The sequence below is a fragment of the Acinetobacter sp. CIP 101934 genome, from assembly GCF_000369585.1.
Lineage (GTDB): Bacteria > Pseudomonadota > Gammaproteobacteria > Pseudomonadales > Moraxellaceae > Acinetobacter > Acinetobacter schindleri.
The window spans coordinates 1,380,437-1,395,975 of sequence record NZ_KB850094.1 but is presented as its reverse complement, the minus strand read 5'-3'; the positions used below and the strand labels follow the sequence as shown (position 1 = coordinate 1,395,975).

The window sequence follows — 15,539 nt, the reverse complement described above, 5'->3', positions numbered from 1 at the left end:
GTATTAACGTTCGCGCAATGCTTCTTTGGCCTTGTTAAACGGTTTAACCAGATAATCCAGTACGGTTTTTTCACCCGTACGGATATCCACGGTGGCCACCATGCCCGGGGTGATATTAAATTCCTGTCCGGCTTTATTGGTCAGCTTGTCATTTTCGGTACGGATATACACACGATAGTAAAATTGGTCCTGTTTGACTTCATCACGTAGAGTATCGGGGGAAATCACAGTGACTTTACCTTTCAGGCCGCCATAAATGGAATAATCATAAGCGGTGATTTTAACCAATGCTTCCTGATCCGGGCGGATAAAGGCAATATCACGTGGTGAAATACGTGCTTCGACCAGCAATTTTTCATCCAGCGGTACAATCGTCATCAACTTGCCGTTTTGTGGAATGACGCCTCCCAAGGTCATGACATCAATTTCCTTCACCACGCCACGTACTGGCGATTTGAAAATAGTCCGGTTCAGCGTATCGGATTTACCACGTACCACCTGTTGCTGAGTTTCTACATCCGTATTGGCTTTGGCAAGCTCTTCACGCGCTTTCACAAAATACTGGTTCCGTACATCATTCATCTGGTTTTGCAGGTCATTGGCTTCACGTTTTAAACGCAGAACTTCCACTTCGCTTGCAGCACCTTTTGCAACTAATGGTTCAGTCATCGCCAGTTCTTGCTGTACCAGTACCAATGCCTGCTGTAACCCTGCTAAAGATTGTTCCAGATTAGCACGACGCGATTTATATAATGCAGTTTCCTCTGCCACCAGTTTTGGCTCCGTGAGAACCTCTGGCGGGAAGGACAACGGCGCACCGGTGACTTCAGCACGTAAGCGTGCCGCGGTTGCACGCGAAGAAATTAACAGAGAAGCCGATTCACCTACATTGGATTCAAAACGGGTGGGATCCAGCTGTGCCAATACCTGACCCTGCTCGACAATTTCACCTTCTTTGACGTTCAGTTTGGTGAGGATACCACCTTCTAGAGACTGAATAACCTGTTCCTTGGAAGAGGGTATCACTTTACCGGTGCCTGTCGAAACTTCTTCCAGCTTGAACAGCCATGCCCACGTCAGCAGAATCAGTAAGCCTATGCCAATGATCCAGATAATCACACTTGATTTTGGCAAAGGTGGTTCCTGAAAGCTGACTTTGGTTGAACGCTTGATTTCCTGTTGTGCACTCATGCGCTTGCTCCCGTAACACGCTTCGCTCCACCTTGTGATTGGTTCAGGATCTGGTCCCGCGGACCATCCATCACAATCTTGCCGTCATTTACGACAATAATACGATCTACCAGTTCAAGTACCGCACGACGATGTGTAGCCACCACCATGGTTCGGCCAATCAGATAAGTTTTTAAATTATCAATCAGCTGTTTCTCAGAAACATCATCAATGGCAGCAGTGGGTTCATCCAGCAATAAAATTCGTGGTTGGCGAATCAGTAAACGAGAAAGTAACAAGGCTTGACGCTGCCCCCCAGAGAAGCCCACACCACCTTCCAGAATGATATGGTCCAAGCCTTCTTTCTTTTCCTGAACAAAGCCCAATGCACCTGTGAGTTGCAAAGCTTCCAGGATTTGCTGGTCAGTTGCCAGTGGTGCACCCAGCGTCAGGTTTTCACGAATGCTGCCATAAAATAACTGTGAATTTTGATTCAGTAGGCCCATATCACGGCGCACATCTGCCGGATCAATCAGGTTCAGGTCAATCCCATCAAGTTTAACCTTGCCCTGTAACGGCGTTTGCATACCGGATAACAACTGCAATAAGGTTGATTTACCGGCACCATTACGCCCCAAAATCGCAATCTTCTCACCAGGCTTGATGTCCAGTTTGGGAATTACTAGAGTCGGTTTAGGGTCATCTTCACCATATTTGAATACTGCCCCGCTCAGCTCGTACTGACCTTCGAGTAATGGGCGGTGAATCAGATGTGAATAATCCGGCTGATCTACCGGCTTTTTCATCAGTTCATCCAAACCGTTTTTCGCGACTTTCGCCTGCTGTAAACGCCCCAACACACCGGTAATTTGGGAAATTGGCGCAAGCATACGCGAAGACAGGATTGAACAGGCAACCAGTGCACCTGTGGTCATTTCACCTTCCATAACGGCAAAACAGCCCACTAACACGACGATGGCAAATGTCAGGCCTTGAATCTTTTGCGTCCAGGCGGTCATCAAACCAACGATTTTACGTTGCTGCATGCTGACATCCGCAGACACTTCATTCATATGGTTCCACTGGTTCTGGAAACGCGATTCAGCACGCAGTAGCTTGATGTCTTCAATTCCTTGTACTGCTTCCACCAGCAATGCATTACGGATTGCAGATTCACGCATGCCCATTTGTGCCAGCTCACCCAGTTTTTTCTGTGCCAGAATCCCCGGTAGAATCATTATGGGTACGACTAACAGCATCACCCAGAACAGGTTTCCGCCAATGAGCCAGAAAATCCCCAAGAACAGGAAGAAAAATGGCAGGTCGGCAATTGCAGTCACCGTAGTAGACGTCACCAATTCACGAACACCTTCCAGTTCACGAATCTGTGAAATAAAAGTACCGGTAGATTTTGAACGCTCTTTATTTTTAATGCGTAAGGCATGACCAAAAACCTGGTCAGAAATACGTAAATCAGCGCGCTTGCCGATAATATCAGACAGATAGATCCGGGAGACGCGTAAGGTAAATTCGAAGATTGCCGCAATCAATACACCGCCTGCCAGTACCCATAAGGTCGGGATGGACTGTGAAGGAATGACCCGGTCATACACGTTCATGGAAAAGACAATGGTCGCCAGTGCGAGGATGTTCGCGATTAAAGAAGCAAACATCACATCGATATAACGTTTCCAGTCATTCAGGACAATTGACCAGAACCAGTTTTTTTCAAAAGGCTTGATATATTCATCGACCCGGGCATCGGGTACTGAAGATTCAGGACGCAGGATATAAAGGCTTTTAGCACCCTGCTTCAGATGTTCCAGGTCAAAGACCTGAGACAATCCCTGATCGCCACTGAGCTGTACACTGGCATTGCCTTCATTATCAATGCGCTCGATGACACCCACTTCGCCATTTTCAAATTCTACCAATATTGGCAATTTCCATGGACTGAGCAGACTGGCATCAAATTTATTTTTACGTACATTCAGTCCGATTTGACGCGTGACAACTTTGAGCAGCTCATCAACATCATGATGCTGGTTCCAGTCGAGTTGTAAGCGGATTCTTTCCTCAGATGGCTCGATGCGATAATGCTTGGCGATATTAAGTATCGCCTGAAGCCACGGCTGATAATTTATTGTATTACTCATGGCTGTACTTCAAACCCCTGAATAGAAATACGGTTAAGGTCATAAAGATCGCGTGTACGACCAGTGACCTGAATGTACTGAACAATAGCGGTATAAATATCGTAACGCGCAGTTTCGATTTCTTGGGCTGCGCTGTGAATTGCCTGCTCTGCATTAAGCAGATCGACTACGGTTCGAGTACCGAGTTTATATTGTTCCTGATACAGCTCTCTGGTGCGCACAGTGGTTGCACGGCGCTGTGCCAGAATGTCCATTTGTCGCTGTTTATTTTCAATCTGTTCTCGAATCAAGCGGACCTGATCGACTACATCCAGATAGGCAGTATTGACCTGAGCACGTGCTGCTTCTTCAGCAAAACTGGCTGCACGGGTCTGTGATCTGGTCGCCCCACCTTGATAGAAATTACTGGTGGCTTCAATCATCACAGAGTTATAAAAGCCATCATCTTCATTATTATTCGGATTGCGACCATTAATGGCCTGACTCATACTCCCTTTGATATTAATGGTAGGATAAGTATTTAGCTTGGCCTGCTCTTTTTGCGAACGTGCAACTTCCACGCCAGCATGTGCCAACATCAACGTCGGAATACTGGTAAATTCAGGCTCCTGGTAAAGTCCGGCCTGTTGAATCAGACTATCTGGAATTTCCCACTCTACATTGGATATATCAAAGCCGAGTAAAGTGCGCAGTTTTTGTTGATACTGACGTAACTGGGTTTGTTGCACAATCAGGTTATTCTCTGCAGCTTCCAGATTGGATTGGGCCTGAATCGGATCGGCCTGACTGCTGATCCCGGCTTTGGCTCGCAGATTGGCAATTTCCGCAATTCGTGCAATCCCTTGTTTCTGCTGCTCGGCAATCTTGGTGATTTCCTGATAGCGCTTGATATTGACAATGGCATCTGCCACTTCAAGTGCAATCTGATCCAGGCTGACTAGAACCCGTGCCTGCGCTTCGGCAAGCTTGGCTTCTTCAGTGGTTACGCTGGATTTTACCTTGCCAAAATCATATAGCATTTGGGTCGCATTCAAGGAAACTACCTGACGACCGCGTTCGCCCTTGGTTAAATCTGCTGTTCCAAATCCACCCGAAATCTGTGGATAGTATTGTGCCTTTGCCACATCAATATTGGCAGCCTGAGAGGACAGCGAAGATATACTTTGTGAAATCTCGGGACGACGCTGAACTGCTGTAAGTACAGCCTCCTTAAGATTAATTCGTCTGGGAATTCCCATGGCTGGAATATTATTCTGGGAACGAGTACCATTCTGAAAGCCGCCTACTTGGGGCAACTCCTGAACACGTGAGGTATCCAGCTGATAATTACTCAAATCCCGCAGATCAACCGTATGTGAGGATTTTACAGGTTCAGGGGAGAACAGTTTACTGACCCCTTGTTTGAATCCCTGAAAATATCCCTTTTCCGTATCTGCCGCATAAACCTGAGACATTTGCAAAGGCAGTAAAAGGGCGATCAATACCCTTTTTTTTCCCTGTAAATTACCCCGAAGTTTATTAATTTTTTTTGCTTGCAATAGCATGATTATTGGTGTCGTTTTTAAACTAACTATATACCAAAAATATTTTAAAATTGATGATACTAAAATATTTTCGACGAAAAAATCCCACACAACAACGCTAAAGTTGACTGTGTGGGCTTGATTAAGGTAATAAAGCCGAATTACACGGTAAAGTCATCACCCAGATACACTTTTCTAACAGTTTCATTATTCAGGATTTCTTGTGGTGTACCTTCTGCAATCACTGCACCTTCACTGACAATATACGCATGCTCACAGATTGCCAAAGTTTCACGCACATTATGATCAGTAATTAATACCCCAATACCACGATCTTTCAAGGTTGTGATAATGTCTTTAATATCTCCGACAGAAATCGGATCGACCCCGGCAAAAGGTTCATCAAGTAACATGAATTTTGGATCAGCTGCCAGCGCACGGGCAATTTCCGCACGACGACGCTCACCACCAGAGACACTCATGCCCAGAGAATCTTTGATATGGGTAATCTTAAAGTCTGCCAGCAATTCTGCCAGGCGCTGCTGACGCTGGGCTTTGGTCAATTCCTTACGGGTTTCAAGAATCGCCATGATATTTTCAGCAATGGTCAACTTCCGGAAAATAGAAGCTTCCTGCGGCAGATAACCAATCCCTTTACGGGCACGTTCATGCATAGCCAAATCTGAGAGATCCAGATCATCCAGATATATTTCACCTTTATCCATACGCACCAGACCAACCACCATATAGAAGCTGGTGGTCTTACCTGCACCATTCGGACCAAGTAAACCAACGATCTGACCACTTTCCATGCTGAAGGATACATCCTTCACCACCCAACGTTTACTATAGTTTTTCGCCAGATGTTTAATGGTTAAGGTTTGAACCTTTGATTCAGCCATTAGTCACGTGCTCCCGGGAAGGATTTAGAACTGGATGGTGGAATCACAATCTGTACACGACCTGAAGAGGAACCGGTTTTATTTGGCGTACCAACAGCTTCAATATCCCCCTTATTCATACTATATCGAAGCGTATTACCACGGATACTGGCTCCATCCTGTTCCAGGAAGGCATTACCTGTCAGGGTAATAATACCGGTATCAGCATTGTAGACAATCTTCTGTGCCTGACCTTTCGCGATTCCTTTAGCAGCATCGATTTGTTGCTGGAAACGTGCAGGACTGCCATTTGCTGTAATCGTGCTGATTTGCTTCTTGCTGTTCAGGTTTGCCACAATTGAGTTTGCCTGAAGTTTCATAGTCCCTTGCTCAATAATGACATTACCGGTATAAGTCGTGATACCGGTACGCTCATTAAAAGTTGCACGGTCAGCTACCAGCGAAATAGGCTGCTGACGGTCTGAAGGAATTGCAAGCGCTGCGAGTGAAGTAAACCCGAGCACAGCAGCAAGCGCAGTACGCTTCAGGAAAGTAGTCGTCATTTTAGGTTTAAGAATTTGGTTCATACTTTCCTCGAATATTAAAAAATTCGTATTGACCGTCATTTAGATTTGCCTTCAAGCCCTGACTGATAAACTCAGCTTGTGGAGTCGTTACTTCTACAGCTTTATCCGTTTCAATTTCTCGTGTTTTAGGGAAACCTGTTAACTCTTCTGTCTTGAACTGAAGCTGACCATCTTGCAGAATCTTGGTTGCTACCACCTGCTGAGAAAGGATCACTTTAGTATTATCCTCATAGCCATTCACAAGTTTGGCATAAAAAGTAGAATCTACTTTGCCATCCTTGTACATAGAAGCATTCATATTTTCCAGCTTCGAGGTTTTTTTCTGCATATCCTGCTCGAGTCGATCGACTTGAGCACGAACAGCCAGCTCACCTTTTTCATCGGTTTGCGTCAAATTAATATTTTCAGCCGTGGATTTCATACTGCGTGCAGCATCTACCTGAAGCTTATTGCCACTTCCACTGAAATAATAATAACCACCACTTATGGCTGCGAGAATAATCGCGGTTACGTATAAAACTTTAGTATCCATAAGCGGTGTACTTAATCCAGAACGTATAGTTGATTAATATGGCGCACGAGTAAACTTTTCAAGTAATTCTTGGTAAACACCTTTAGACATTAAAAGCATGTCACAGATCTCACGCACCGCACCACGGCCACCCATCGCCTGAGTCACCAGATCGGCACGACGACGTACTTCGACATGACCATTTGGAACTGTCACTTTCATGCCAGCAATGGCAAAAGCTGACAGGTCGGGCCAGTCATCGCCCATATACAGGCAATCTTCAGGATCGATATTCAACTGAGCGCAAGCTTCTTTGAGGGCAACGCCTTTGTCTTCACGCCCCTGATAGACTAGGTCTACCCCTAAATCAGACATACGCTTTTCTACAATATTACTTTGACGTCCAGTGATGATAATCACTTTAATTCCAGCTTGCTGAACCAGCTTCATACCCAGACCGTCACGAATATCAAAGGACTTGATCTCATCACCCGTATTGGTTAGCGTGACAAAACCGTCACTTAGAATCCCATCTACATCAAGCACCAGTGCTGCAATATGACGTGCCTGCTCTAATAATACATAAGATGCCATCTATTAATTTACCCCAGCCTGAATCAGGTCATGCATACTAATTACACCAATGACTTTATTGGCATCATCAACAACTACAAATTGATTAATTTTACGTTCATTCATACGTTCTAGCGCTACTACAGCACGTGCTTCCTGAGAAATCGTCAGAGGATTTTTGATCATCACTTCTTGAATCGGCAGATTGACATCAAAACCTTGCTGCTTATCAATCAATCGGCGCAAGTCCCCATCCGTGAAAATACCCAGCAGAACATCATTTTGATCGACAATTGTGGTTAAACCTAGGCGTTTATTTGAAATTTCGTATAAAACTTGATTCATCGGTGTATCTGGTGACACTTTCGGCAGTTCTGCACCAGTATGCATCAGGTGTTTAACATGCAGCAATAAGCGTTTACCCAAGGCACCTGCTGGATGTGAGAGGGCAAAATCATCAGCAGTAAAACCACGTGCATCCAGCAGTGCTACAGCCAAGGCATCACCTAACACCAGAGTTGCTGTAGTACTTGAAGTTGGTGCCAGACCAAGCGGACAAGCCTCTTGCAGATTACCCAAAGTTAAAGCGACATCAGCATTTTGTGGCATAGGGCCTTTGTCGTCACCACTAATGGTAATTAAAGGAATTTCCAACCGCTTAATCAAAGGCATCAGCATCATGATTTCATCACTCTTGCCTGAGTTTGAAATGGCAATCAGTACATCACCCGGCACCAGCATGCCGAGATCTCCATGTCCCGCCTCACCTGGATGCATAAAAAATGAAGGCGTACCTGTAGAGGCAAAAGTCGCGGCCATTTTGCGGCCAATATGCCCGGATTTCCCCATCCCGGTAATCACCAGACGCCCCTTACACTGCAGGATAATTTCACATGCCTGACTAAAACGCTCATCGATTTGGGCAGCTAAAATCTGTAATGCATGTTCTTCGATACGCAGTGTTTCAAGTGCAACTTTCTGGAAGTCTATTTGATTTGGCATATTTGGTGGGTTCAAAGTAGGTTTACCTTAACTCTATACAGAGTTGACTCAGTCTAGCAAAAATAATTTTCGCAATTTTATCATATCTATGCAAATTACAGGTTTCAAAATGTATGGCTTTTCATAAAACTTAAACTGAATGTTTTGAAACTTGCCTGACTAAAAGCCCCTTATTATTCAAAATTTAATCATATAAATCAGTTCTGATTTTCCTTTTTATTTTGCACAGACAATAAAAAACCCCAATCTTCCGATCAGGGTCTTTTGAATTTTGGAGCGGGAAACGAGACTCGAACTCGCGACCCCAACCTTGGCAAGGTTGTGCTCTACCAACTGAGCTATTCCCGCAATATGGGAGTGAATTATAGAGAGTTTCTGCTAACTGTCAACTCTCTATCGATTCAACTGTCGAATTAATCAGCACGACGCCATACAGTTCCTTGACGGGTATCTTCCAGCACCACCCCTTGGTCTAATAAAGACTGGCGGATTTCATCGGCACGAGCAAAGTTTTTCTCTTTTTTGGCATCTTTACGTTGCTGGATCAGATCTTCAATCTGCTCTTCAGACAAGCCTAAAGCTTCCTGACCAATATCAGACTTTAAGAATTCGTCGACATTGTGCTGTACCAGACCCAGAATATTGGTGAGATGGCGCAGAGTAGAATAATAAACAGCAGCCTGTTCCTGATTCTGATCTTTTACTGCACGATTCAGCTCTTTATTCAGTTCAAACAATACAGCAATGGCTTCTGGTGTATTAAAGTCATCACACATGGCTGTATTGAAACGCTCAACAAAGCTTTGATCCAGAGTTTCAACCAGTTGTTCGCCATATACTGCCTGATAAGCTTTGAAAGAATGATAGAAACGCATCAGCGTATTTTTCGCTTCTTTTAAGGCCACATCAGAATAGTTCACCGGGCTGCGGTAGTGTGAAGACACAATAAAGTAACGCACCACTTCCGGATGGAATTTTTCAATCACATCACGGATGGTAAAGAAGTTACCCAAAGACTTCGACATCTTTTCACCATCAACATTGATGAAGCCGGCATGCATCCAGTAGTTCACATACTGCTCACCTGTCGCTGCTTCAGATTGTGCAATCTCGTTTTCATGATGCGGGAAGCTTAAATCAGCACCGCCACCATGAATATCAAAATGATTGCCCAGGCAGCAGGTTGACATCGCAGAACATTCAATATGCCATCCTGGACGACCATTGCCCCATGGTGAAGCCCAAGAAGGTTCATTTTCTTTGGCATGTTTCCAAAGTACAAAGTCAAATGGGTGTTTTTTCTCAACTTCGACGTCTACACGTTCAGAAGCGCCTGCCTGCATATCTTCCAGTTTACGGCCTGAGAGACGGCCGTATTTGGCGAATTTTTCAACCTCGAAGTAAACATCACCATTATTTGCCGGATATGCAGTCCCTTTTTCCACCAACGTCCCAATCATGTTTTGCATTTGCTTGATGTAATCAGTGGCTTTTGGTGCTTCATCCGGTGCAAGACAGCCTAACTTGGCGAAGTCTTCATTCATGGCATCAATAAAACGGCTGGTCAGTGATGAAATGCTTTCCCCATTTTCATTAGCACGTTTAATAATCTTATCGTCAATGTCAGTGATATTACGGACATATTTTACTTTCCAGCCCTGACTGCGCAGAAAACGGATAATATAGTCAAATGCAACCACGGTACGTGCATGTCCGATATGACAGTAGTCATAGACCGTCATCCCACAGACATACAGATCAATCTGACCTTCTTTACGAGGCACAAATTCTACTTTTTTACGTTGCTCTGAGTTATATAGAACAAATGGTTGCATAGGTCTTCTAGAATGCTTTTACAAATGATGGCTCATCTTAACCTAAGCATTATTTTTCATAAAGTTTTAAGATATGTTTTTATAAAATTAGCAAATTCATTAATGAATTTAAGAATTAAAAAAAAGACCAGTATCTAACTGGTCTTTTTTCACTCGTCGTTTTAATACATTTTAGGACTGAGTTTCACTTTTGCATTGGATCAGTGCTTCTTTAGTTTTTGGACCAAAGTGATTTACGATGCCCGTACTATATACATTAATCCAGTTTTGTTCACCTTTCTTATAAAAGTCGACATCAAAACCTGTGTATGCAACCGTAAATTGATACTGCGAACCATCACTTGCTTTTCTACCCTGACGTACAAATCTCTTCTCAAATACACCCGATTTTTTCTTCGCAGAAATTAAACGCAAAATGCTTTTATCTCCGATCACATATGATAAGTTGTGGGCTTTCTGCACGGAACAATCAAGAGCATATCGACCTTGAAAATTACCTAAATTTGCTGATTTTTTTGTTTCCGTATTTGCATTTGCTAGCGTGAATGATGCTGTAAGGACTAATACAGACAATAATGCTTTTTTCATGTTTGACTCGATATTTGTAAATGACAGTTCATCAGGAGAAAGTGATTCCACTTTCTCCTGATCGATGAATTAACCAATAAGTTGTTGATTTGCGATTAATTGATTGAGTAAATCCAGCTGAGCTTGCTGCGTAGCAACAGTTTGATTCTCTAGTACCAATAGATCGGTTTTTTGGAACTCATCTGCCTTACCATCACGGTCAATTTGAACGATAGCTTTACCATCTGCAGTTTTTCCGATCGAGACAAATTCTTTCAGATCATCACCTTGCTCATAACCTACTAACAAGGAACTTACATCGATTTTGTCGGCATTTTCATCTGTTAATGATGTTGTTAAGTGGAAGTCAGTCCAAGTATCTATGCCGTTACCACCATTATTATGAGACAAATCTAAAACATCAAAAATTACAGTGTCAGAGCCTGAGCTTAAAGTATATATATCATTAGAAGCTGAACTTTCAACTAGATTATTAAATTCATTCCCTTGAATAACTTTAGCAACACTAAATTCTATCGCTGCTTTATCAGACTCGCCTGTTGGAGAAATAATTTCATAGTCGAAATACTCTCTACCACCACCAAGACCGTTTGGCGTGAATACGTAACTACCATCTGATTTTACTACAAGATCACCATAACTACCGTAAACTGTGATTTCTTGAACTTCATTAGAACCTAAATAAAGATATTTATTTCCAAATTTCACGATAGCTTGATCTTTTAGACCAAGCGCGAATTTATCGTTAGAAAGGAAATTACCTATAACCTGGCCAGCTAGATAATCGGCATCTTTGCCAGTAGAGGTCCATGAATCATGGTAGTTATATGTTTGAGAGAAATTGAAACCATAATCCATTCCTGTACCATTATGGCCATCGATGGAATATTTCACTGTATAAGTACCAGATTTTAAATTCTCCCAAGTATGTGAGAGCGTATCTTTTTGCACATCTTTAAGTGAAATTGTATCTCCTACTTTAGAATACGTAACCTCTCCAGTTTGGGCATTTTTAACAATTTTATATAGCTCAAAATGCAAACCTGTCTTGTAAAGACCTTTAATATCCAAATCAACATTTAATGAGAATGTTAAATCTGTCGTCATATATGGCGTATTTACAATCTCAATAACTTTTGATTCCTTGTCCTTAATTTCATCCCATATTGGTAAACGGAGTCCTGTCTTTTCATCAATAATGACTTGTTCGACTTTATTCACCATTGGTGCAGCAATATCAATTTCCTTTTTTTCTGAATCAAATTGCTTATCTTGATTTGCATCAACAGTAGATAATTTGACATTTAGGATTGAAGATACAACTTCACCATTCGCTTCTTTATACGAATAGCTAAATGTATCGATCATGCCAAACTGCGGTATTTGATAAGTAGCATCGACGAAATACTCATAAGTACCATCTGCATGGTACGTTAATGTTCCATATGTGCCCTTCACTACAGTCGATTCCAGACTTTCGACTTTTTTTCCATTTAAAGTATAGATTTTTCCATCAACTGGAATATCTAACTTACCTGAAACCTCACCTTTATACACTACTGGATTATTGTAGTCTTCAACCGAAATTTCTTTAACTTCCAGTGTTGTACCACCAATAGCACCGATACCACCAGTGCTATTTAACAATGCCACATACTCGCCTTCAGGGAAATCAAGATTAATTGGATCTCCAATATGAATACCACCTAAAGGAATGACCAATGTTACTGGAAGAACGACGTAGTTCGGCTTGGTGTAAAACAATTCAAGCTGACCATTATCAAGTTTTTTATAAACCTGTAAGTCAAATATGCTTGCTACAGATACAGCCTGATAAGCACTTGCATGGAATTTAATATTCGCCAATTCTCCCGATTTGACACTTATATTAATACTATTATCAGCAGAGATAATTCCCGCATCTACAACGTCGCCTAATGATATTTCAGCCACACTAAATGCTGTCGCATTAATCTTACCTTTCGTTATGGTATTGAGATTAACATCCTCAAGTTCTACCTTCTCAACTAAAGTTTTAACCGTCGGCTCAATCTCTAACAAAGCAACTACTGTCGATAAGCCATTCTCTGTATTTGAGAAGTCTAAAGTAATTTTAAGTTGTGCATTATCAGATTGACCAGAAATTGGGTCATAAATCGTATATGTAAATTCTTCTACATCACCATAGTTAAAGTTTTTACTGTTAAAGGCTTCATAACTATAAGTACCATCTGCTGAAATGGTTAACTGGCCATATTTACCTTGAACTGTCACTGCATCAGTAATTTGATCAGTTTTAACTGATACCACAACACCTTTAGCATCTATTACCTGCGTAATAAATGAACTCTCAATATTTGGCCCTACATCCTGCCCTTTTGCTTGTAAATCAATGTCATTAATTAAGTTACCTTTAGCAATACCTGAAACAGAAATTGGATTAGCATAGTTCAACACTTTATTCTGTGTTGCTTCAAGTGTATAGCCGTATAGTGCATTTACACCACTTGTAGGCTCTAAAACTGCATAATATTGGCCTTCGTCAAACGTATACGTAACAGGTTGTTTAGAAGCACCACCTAAGAGTGCTACGCCAAACCAGTTCTCTTTTAACTCGACTAATTCCAATTTATTCGTTTTTTCATTTAATTTATAAACATACAAATTGTAATTAGTGAGAACCTGAACACCTCCAGATTTTCCGTTAAAAGTAATGACCTGTTCCGTTAACGGATCAACTTTAAACTGCAGTGAATTTTTAGGTGTTAAAGCCCCAAGATCAAGCACACTACCTAAACCGATATAAGCAACATTAACTGTAGTTTTACTGTATTCACCTAACTCAGCCTTTGTCATGAAATGTTCAGAAGGAGCCACATTTAGATTTAGATCAACATTATTATCTACAGCAAGTAACTCCTGAGTCGCTTTAGAAATATTAATTATTAAAGTTTCTGATGCACCATTATCAACAGTATATTTAAACGTCTCTACTAAGTCTGCATTAGCAAATTGTGGACTAACGGTATATTTATATGCACCATTCGGCTGAATCATCAATTTACCGTATTTACCATTAATTACTGTAGAGCCATTAATTTCCGTTATTACAGGTTCGCTCACTTCATTTGATGATGACTTTTCTGTCGTAACCTCAACTTTTTTAACTTCAATATTATCTAAAGCATCATTATCAATAACGTTTCCTTCAGCTGTATAGAAAGTCGTAGATGGACTTACTGTTACAGTAGTTTTTTGCAAAACACTGACTAAATTATTAACCAAGTTACCAACAACAACATCAATGGCTTTATCTAAAGCAGTCATCAACGGGTTAAGTAATGTGGAGCCAATAACTTTATCGACTAATGCGGATATAGGGAATGTTAAAAGATTAACTGCATTTAAAATACCTTCTAGATAATCAACGAGTGTTGCACCTGCTATTGAATCTTGACCTAAAATCGATTTCAACTCTTTAATTAAGGCATCTTGATTATCTTTACCTAATAAATAACCACCTTGACCCAAATTAGCCAACTCGATATCACTGATCAATTTTTTCAGTTCACTTTGATCTGCATATGTTGCGATACGATACTGACCTGGCTCTAAACCACTAAATGTGACAGAAGCACTATTGTTATCAATCGCTCCTAACGCATATTGAGTTCCTAATGATGCAACAACACCATTTTGACCCATTGGTGCAGAAATGAGATTAACCCACTCACCTTCATTATTCTTTTGCTGTAAAACAACACCATATGCCTTTGCAACAGACAATAATGAACTAGTATCTAAACTTACTTGAACTGAATGATTACCTGCATATTCATCAGCTGTAAATGTAAATTCTGTTCCTGCCTTTATCGTATTTTGTGTAGTATTGGTTACATTAAATAGGTTAAGAATATCAACACCAGTAGCAACTAAAGTGTCTTGATTAACAGATGTTGGCACACCTGAAATATTATTAAAATCAGACACCAATCCACTCAATAACGAGTCATTAGATAAAATACCAGTATTAAATTCTGAACTACCATTGCCAGCATCATCTTGAATCGCATTTTTATCTTTCAAGTCTTTATCTACATAAGAAACCTGAACTTTATCGGATTGATAAATCGGCTTCACAGTTGTGATAACAACTTGCTGATCAACGATTTCAACCCCTTGAATCTCAACAACCTCATCCGTATTTTTGATAATCACAAAGGAGTCGAATGTAGGAGGATTATCGTTATCAAGCAATTCATCAAACTCTAGAACGATCTTTCCATCCTCATTAATATAACTATTCGTATATTTAGGAGCTTCTAAATCTATAGCATATGGAGCATTTGCTGTTTTATTCGATTCATTACCCGCTTTATCTTTGAATGTTACTTCAGCAACAACCTCACCCGCCACATCTCCAAATGATGAACCTGATAATTCCGCTGTCCACGTGCCAGTTACGGTATCGGTAATAATCGCATTTACTGTTTCAGTTCCAACAGTAACAGTAATTATCGTTTCAATGCTATCAGCAGGAATTGAAGTTAATTTACCAACAATCGTAACTTTATCTTGAGATTCTGCAATATTCACAATGCCATCTTGTGCAACAGTTTCGATTGTGAAGATCACGCCGTCCAACGCTGGTGGGATGATATCAGATTCAAATCCACCATTGGCTTTATCCAAGACTTTCTCTGAACCCGGGTT

11 protein-coding genes and 1 tRNA gene are annotated in these 15,539 nt (G+C 41.4%); all 12 read right to left on the bottom strand.

What is annotated here, in order from left to right:
• Positions 1-3 precede the first annotated feature (3 nt).
• On the bottom strand, positions 4-1,191 hold the full coding sequence (locus tag F899_RS06990; RefSeq protein ID WP_005221712.1) for a beta-barrel domain-containing protein: 1,188 nt from the start codon (positions 1,189-1,191) through the stop codon (positions 4-6).
• The gene (locus F899_RS06985; protein WP_005221711.1) at positions 1,188-3,326 is read right to left on the bottom strand and encodes a type I secretion system permease/ATPase; all 2,139 of its coding nucleotides are present in this window, start codon (positions 3,324-3,326) and stop codon (positions 1,188-1,190) included. The genes F899_RS06990 and F899_RS06985 overlap by 4 nt, the downstream gene beginning before the upstream one ends.
• A complete protein-coding gene (locus F899_RS06980; RefSeq protein ID WP_004894333.1) occupies positions 3,323-4,870 on the bottom strand; it encodes a TolC family outer membrane protein in 1,548 nt (515 codons plus the stop codon). The genes F899_RS06985 and F899_RS06980 overlap by 4 nt, the downstream gene beginning before the upstream one ends.
• Positions 4,871-5,010: 140 nt before the next feature.
• A complete protein-coding gene (gene lptB / locus F899_RS06975; RefSeq protein WP_004812578.1) occupies positions 5,011-5,751 on the bottom strand; it encodes an LPS export ABC transporter ATP-binding protein in 741 nt (246 codons plus the stop codon).
• A complete protein-coding gene (gene lptA, locus F899_RS06970; protein WP_004812577.1) occupies positions 5,751-6,317 on the bottom strand; it encodes a lipopolysaccharide transport periplasmic protein LptA in 567 nt (188 codons plus the stop codon). The genes lptB and lptA overlap by 1 nt, the downstream gene beginning before the upstream one ends.
• Entirely contained in the window at positions 6,301-6,849 is a 549-nt protein-coding gene (gene lptC / locus F899_RS06965) for an LPS export ABC transporter periplasmic protein LptC (RefSeq protein WP_004894330.1), read from the bottom strand. The genes lptA and lptC overlap by 17 nt, the downstream gene beginning before the upstream one ends.
• A 33-nt stretch (positions 6,850-6,882) precedes the next feature.
• Positions 6,883-7,422 (bottom strand): KdsC family phosphatase, encoded by a 540-nt coding sequence (locus tag F899_RS06960; protein WP_004894328.1) that lies wholly within the window; start codon positions 7,420-7,422, stop codon positions 6,883-6,885.
• Positions 7,423-7,425: 3 nt separating this feature from the next.
• Positions 7,426-8,403, bottom strand: a complete 978-nt coding sequence (locus F899_RS06955) for a KpsF/GutQ family sugar-phosphate isomerase (protein ID WP_005221710.1) — start codon at positions 8,401-8,403, stop codon at positions 7,426-7,428.
• Between the two features lie 272 nt (positions 8,404-8,675).
• Positions 8,676-8,751: transfer RNA gene (locus F899_RS06950), tRNA-Gly, on the bottom strand.
• A 65-nt stretch (positions 8,752-8,816) separates the two neighbouring features.
• Positions 8,817-10,238 (bottom strand): cysteine--tRNA ligase, encoded by a 1,422-nt coding sequence (cysS, locus tag F899_RS06945; RefSeq protein ID WP_005221709.1) that lies wholly within the window; start codon positions 10,236-10,238, stop codon positions 8,817-8,819.
• Positions 10,239-10,409: 171 nt separating this feature from the next.
• Entirely contained in the window at positions 10,410-10,826 is a 417-nt protein-coding gene (locus F899_RS06940; RefSeq protein WP_005221708.1) for a hypothetical protein, read from the bottom strand.
• 69 nt (positions 10,827-10,895) lie between these two features.
• The gene (locus F899_RS06935; protein ID WP_155757026.1) at positions 10,896-15,518 is read right to left on the bottom strand and encodes a type I secretion C-terminal target domain-containing protein; all 4,623 of its coding nucleotides are present in this window, start codon (positions 15,516-15,518) and stop codon (positions 10,896-10,898) included.
• Positions 15,519-15,539: the final 21 nt, after the last annotated feature.

Bases quoted from the DNA above. Each gene is read 5' to 3' on its own strand.
- F899_RS06990 (WP_005221712.1), bottom strand. From the start codon at position 1,191: ATGAGTGCACAACAGGAAATCAAGCGTTCAACCAAAGTCAGCTTTCAG.
- F899_RS06985 (WP_005221711.1), bottom strand. From the start codon at position 3,326: ATGAGTAATACAATAAATTATCAGCCGTGGCTTCAGGCGATACTTAAT.
- F899_RS06980 (WP_004894333.1), bottom strand. From the start codon at position 4,870: ATGCTATTGCAAGCAAAAAAAATTAATAAACTTCGGGGTAATTTACAG.
- lptB (WP_004812578.1), bottom strand. From the start codon at position 5,751: ATGGCTGAATCAAAGGTTCAAACCTTAACCATTAAACATCTGGCGAAA.
- lptA (WP_004812577.1), bottom strand. From the start codon at position 6,317: ATGAACCAAATTCTTAAACCTAAAATGACGACTACTTTCCTGAAGCGT.
- lptC (WP_004894330.1), bottom strand. From the start codon at position 6,849: ATGGATACTAAAGTTTTATACGTAACCGCGATTATTCTCGCAGCCATA.
- F899_RS06960 (WP_004894328.1), bottom strand. From the start codon at position 7,422: ATGGCATCTTATGTATTATTAGAGCAGGCACGTCATATTGCAGCACTG.
- F899_RS06955 (WP_005221710.1), bottom strand. From the start codon at position 8,403: ATGCCAAATCAAATAGACTTCCAGAAAGTTGCACTTGAAACACTGCGT.
- cysS (WP_005221709.1), bottom strand. From the start codon at position 10,238: ATGCAACCATTTGTTCTATATAACTCAGAGCAACGTAAAAAAGTAGAA.
- F899_RS06940 (WP_005221708.1), bottom strand. From the start codon at position 10,826: ATGAAAAAAGCATTATTGTCTGTATTAGTCCTTACAGCATCATTCACG.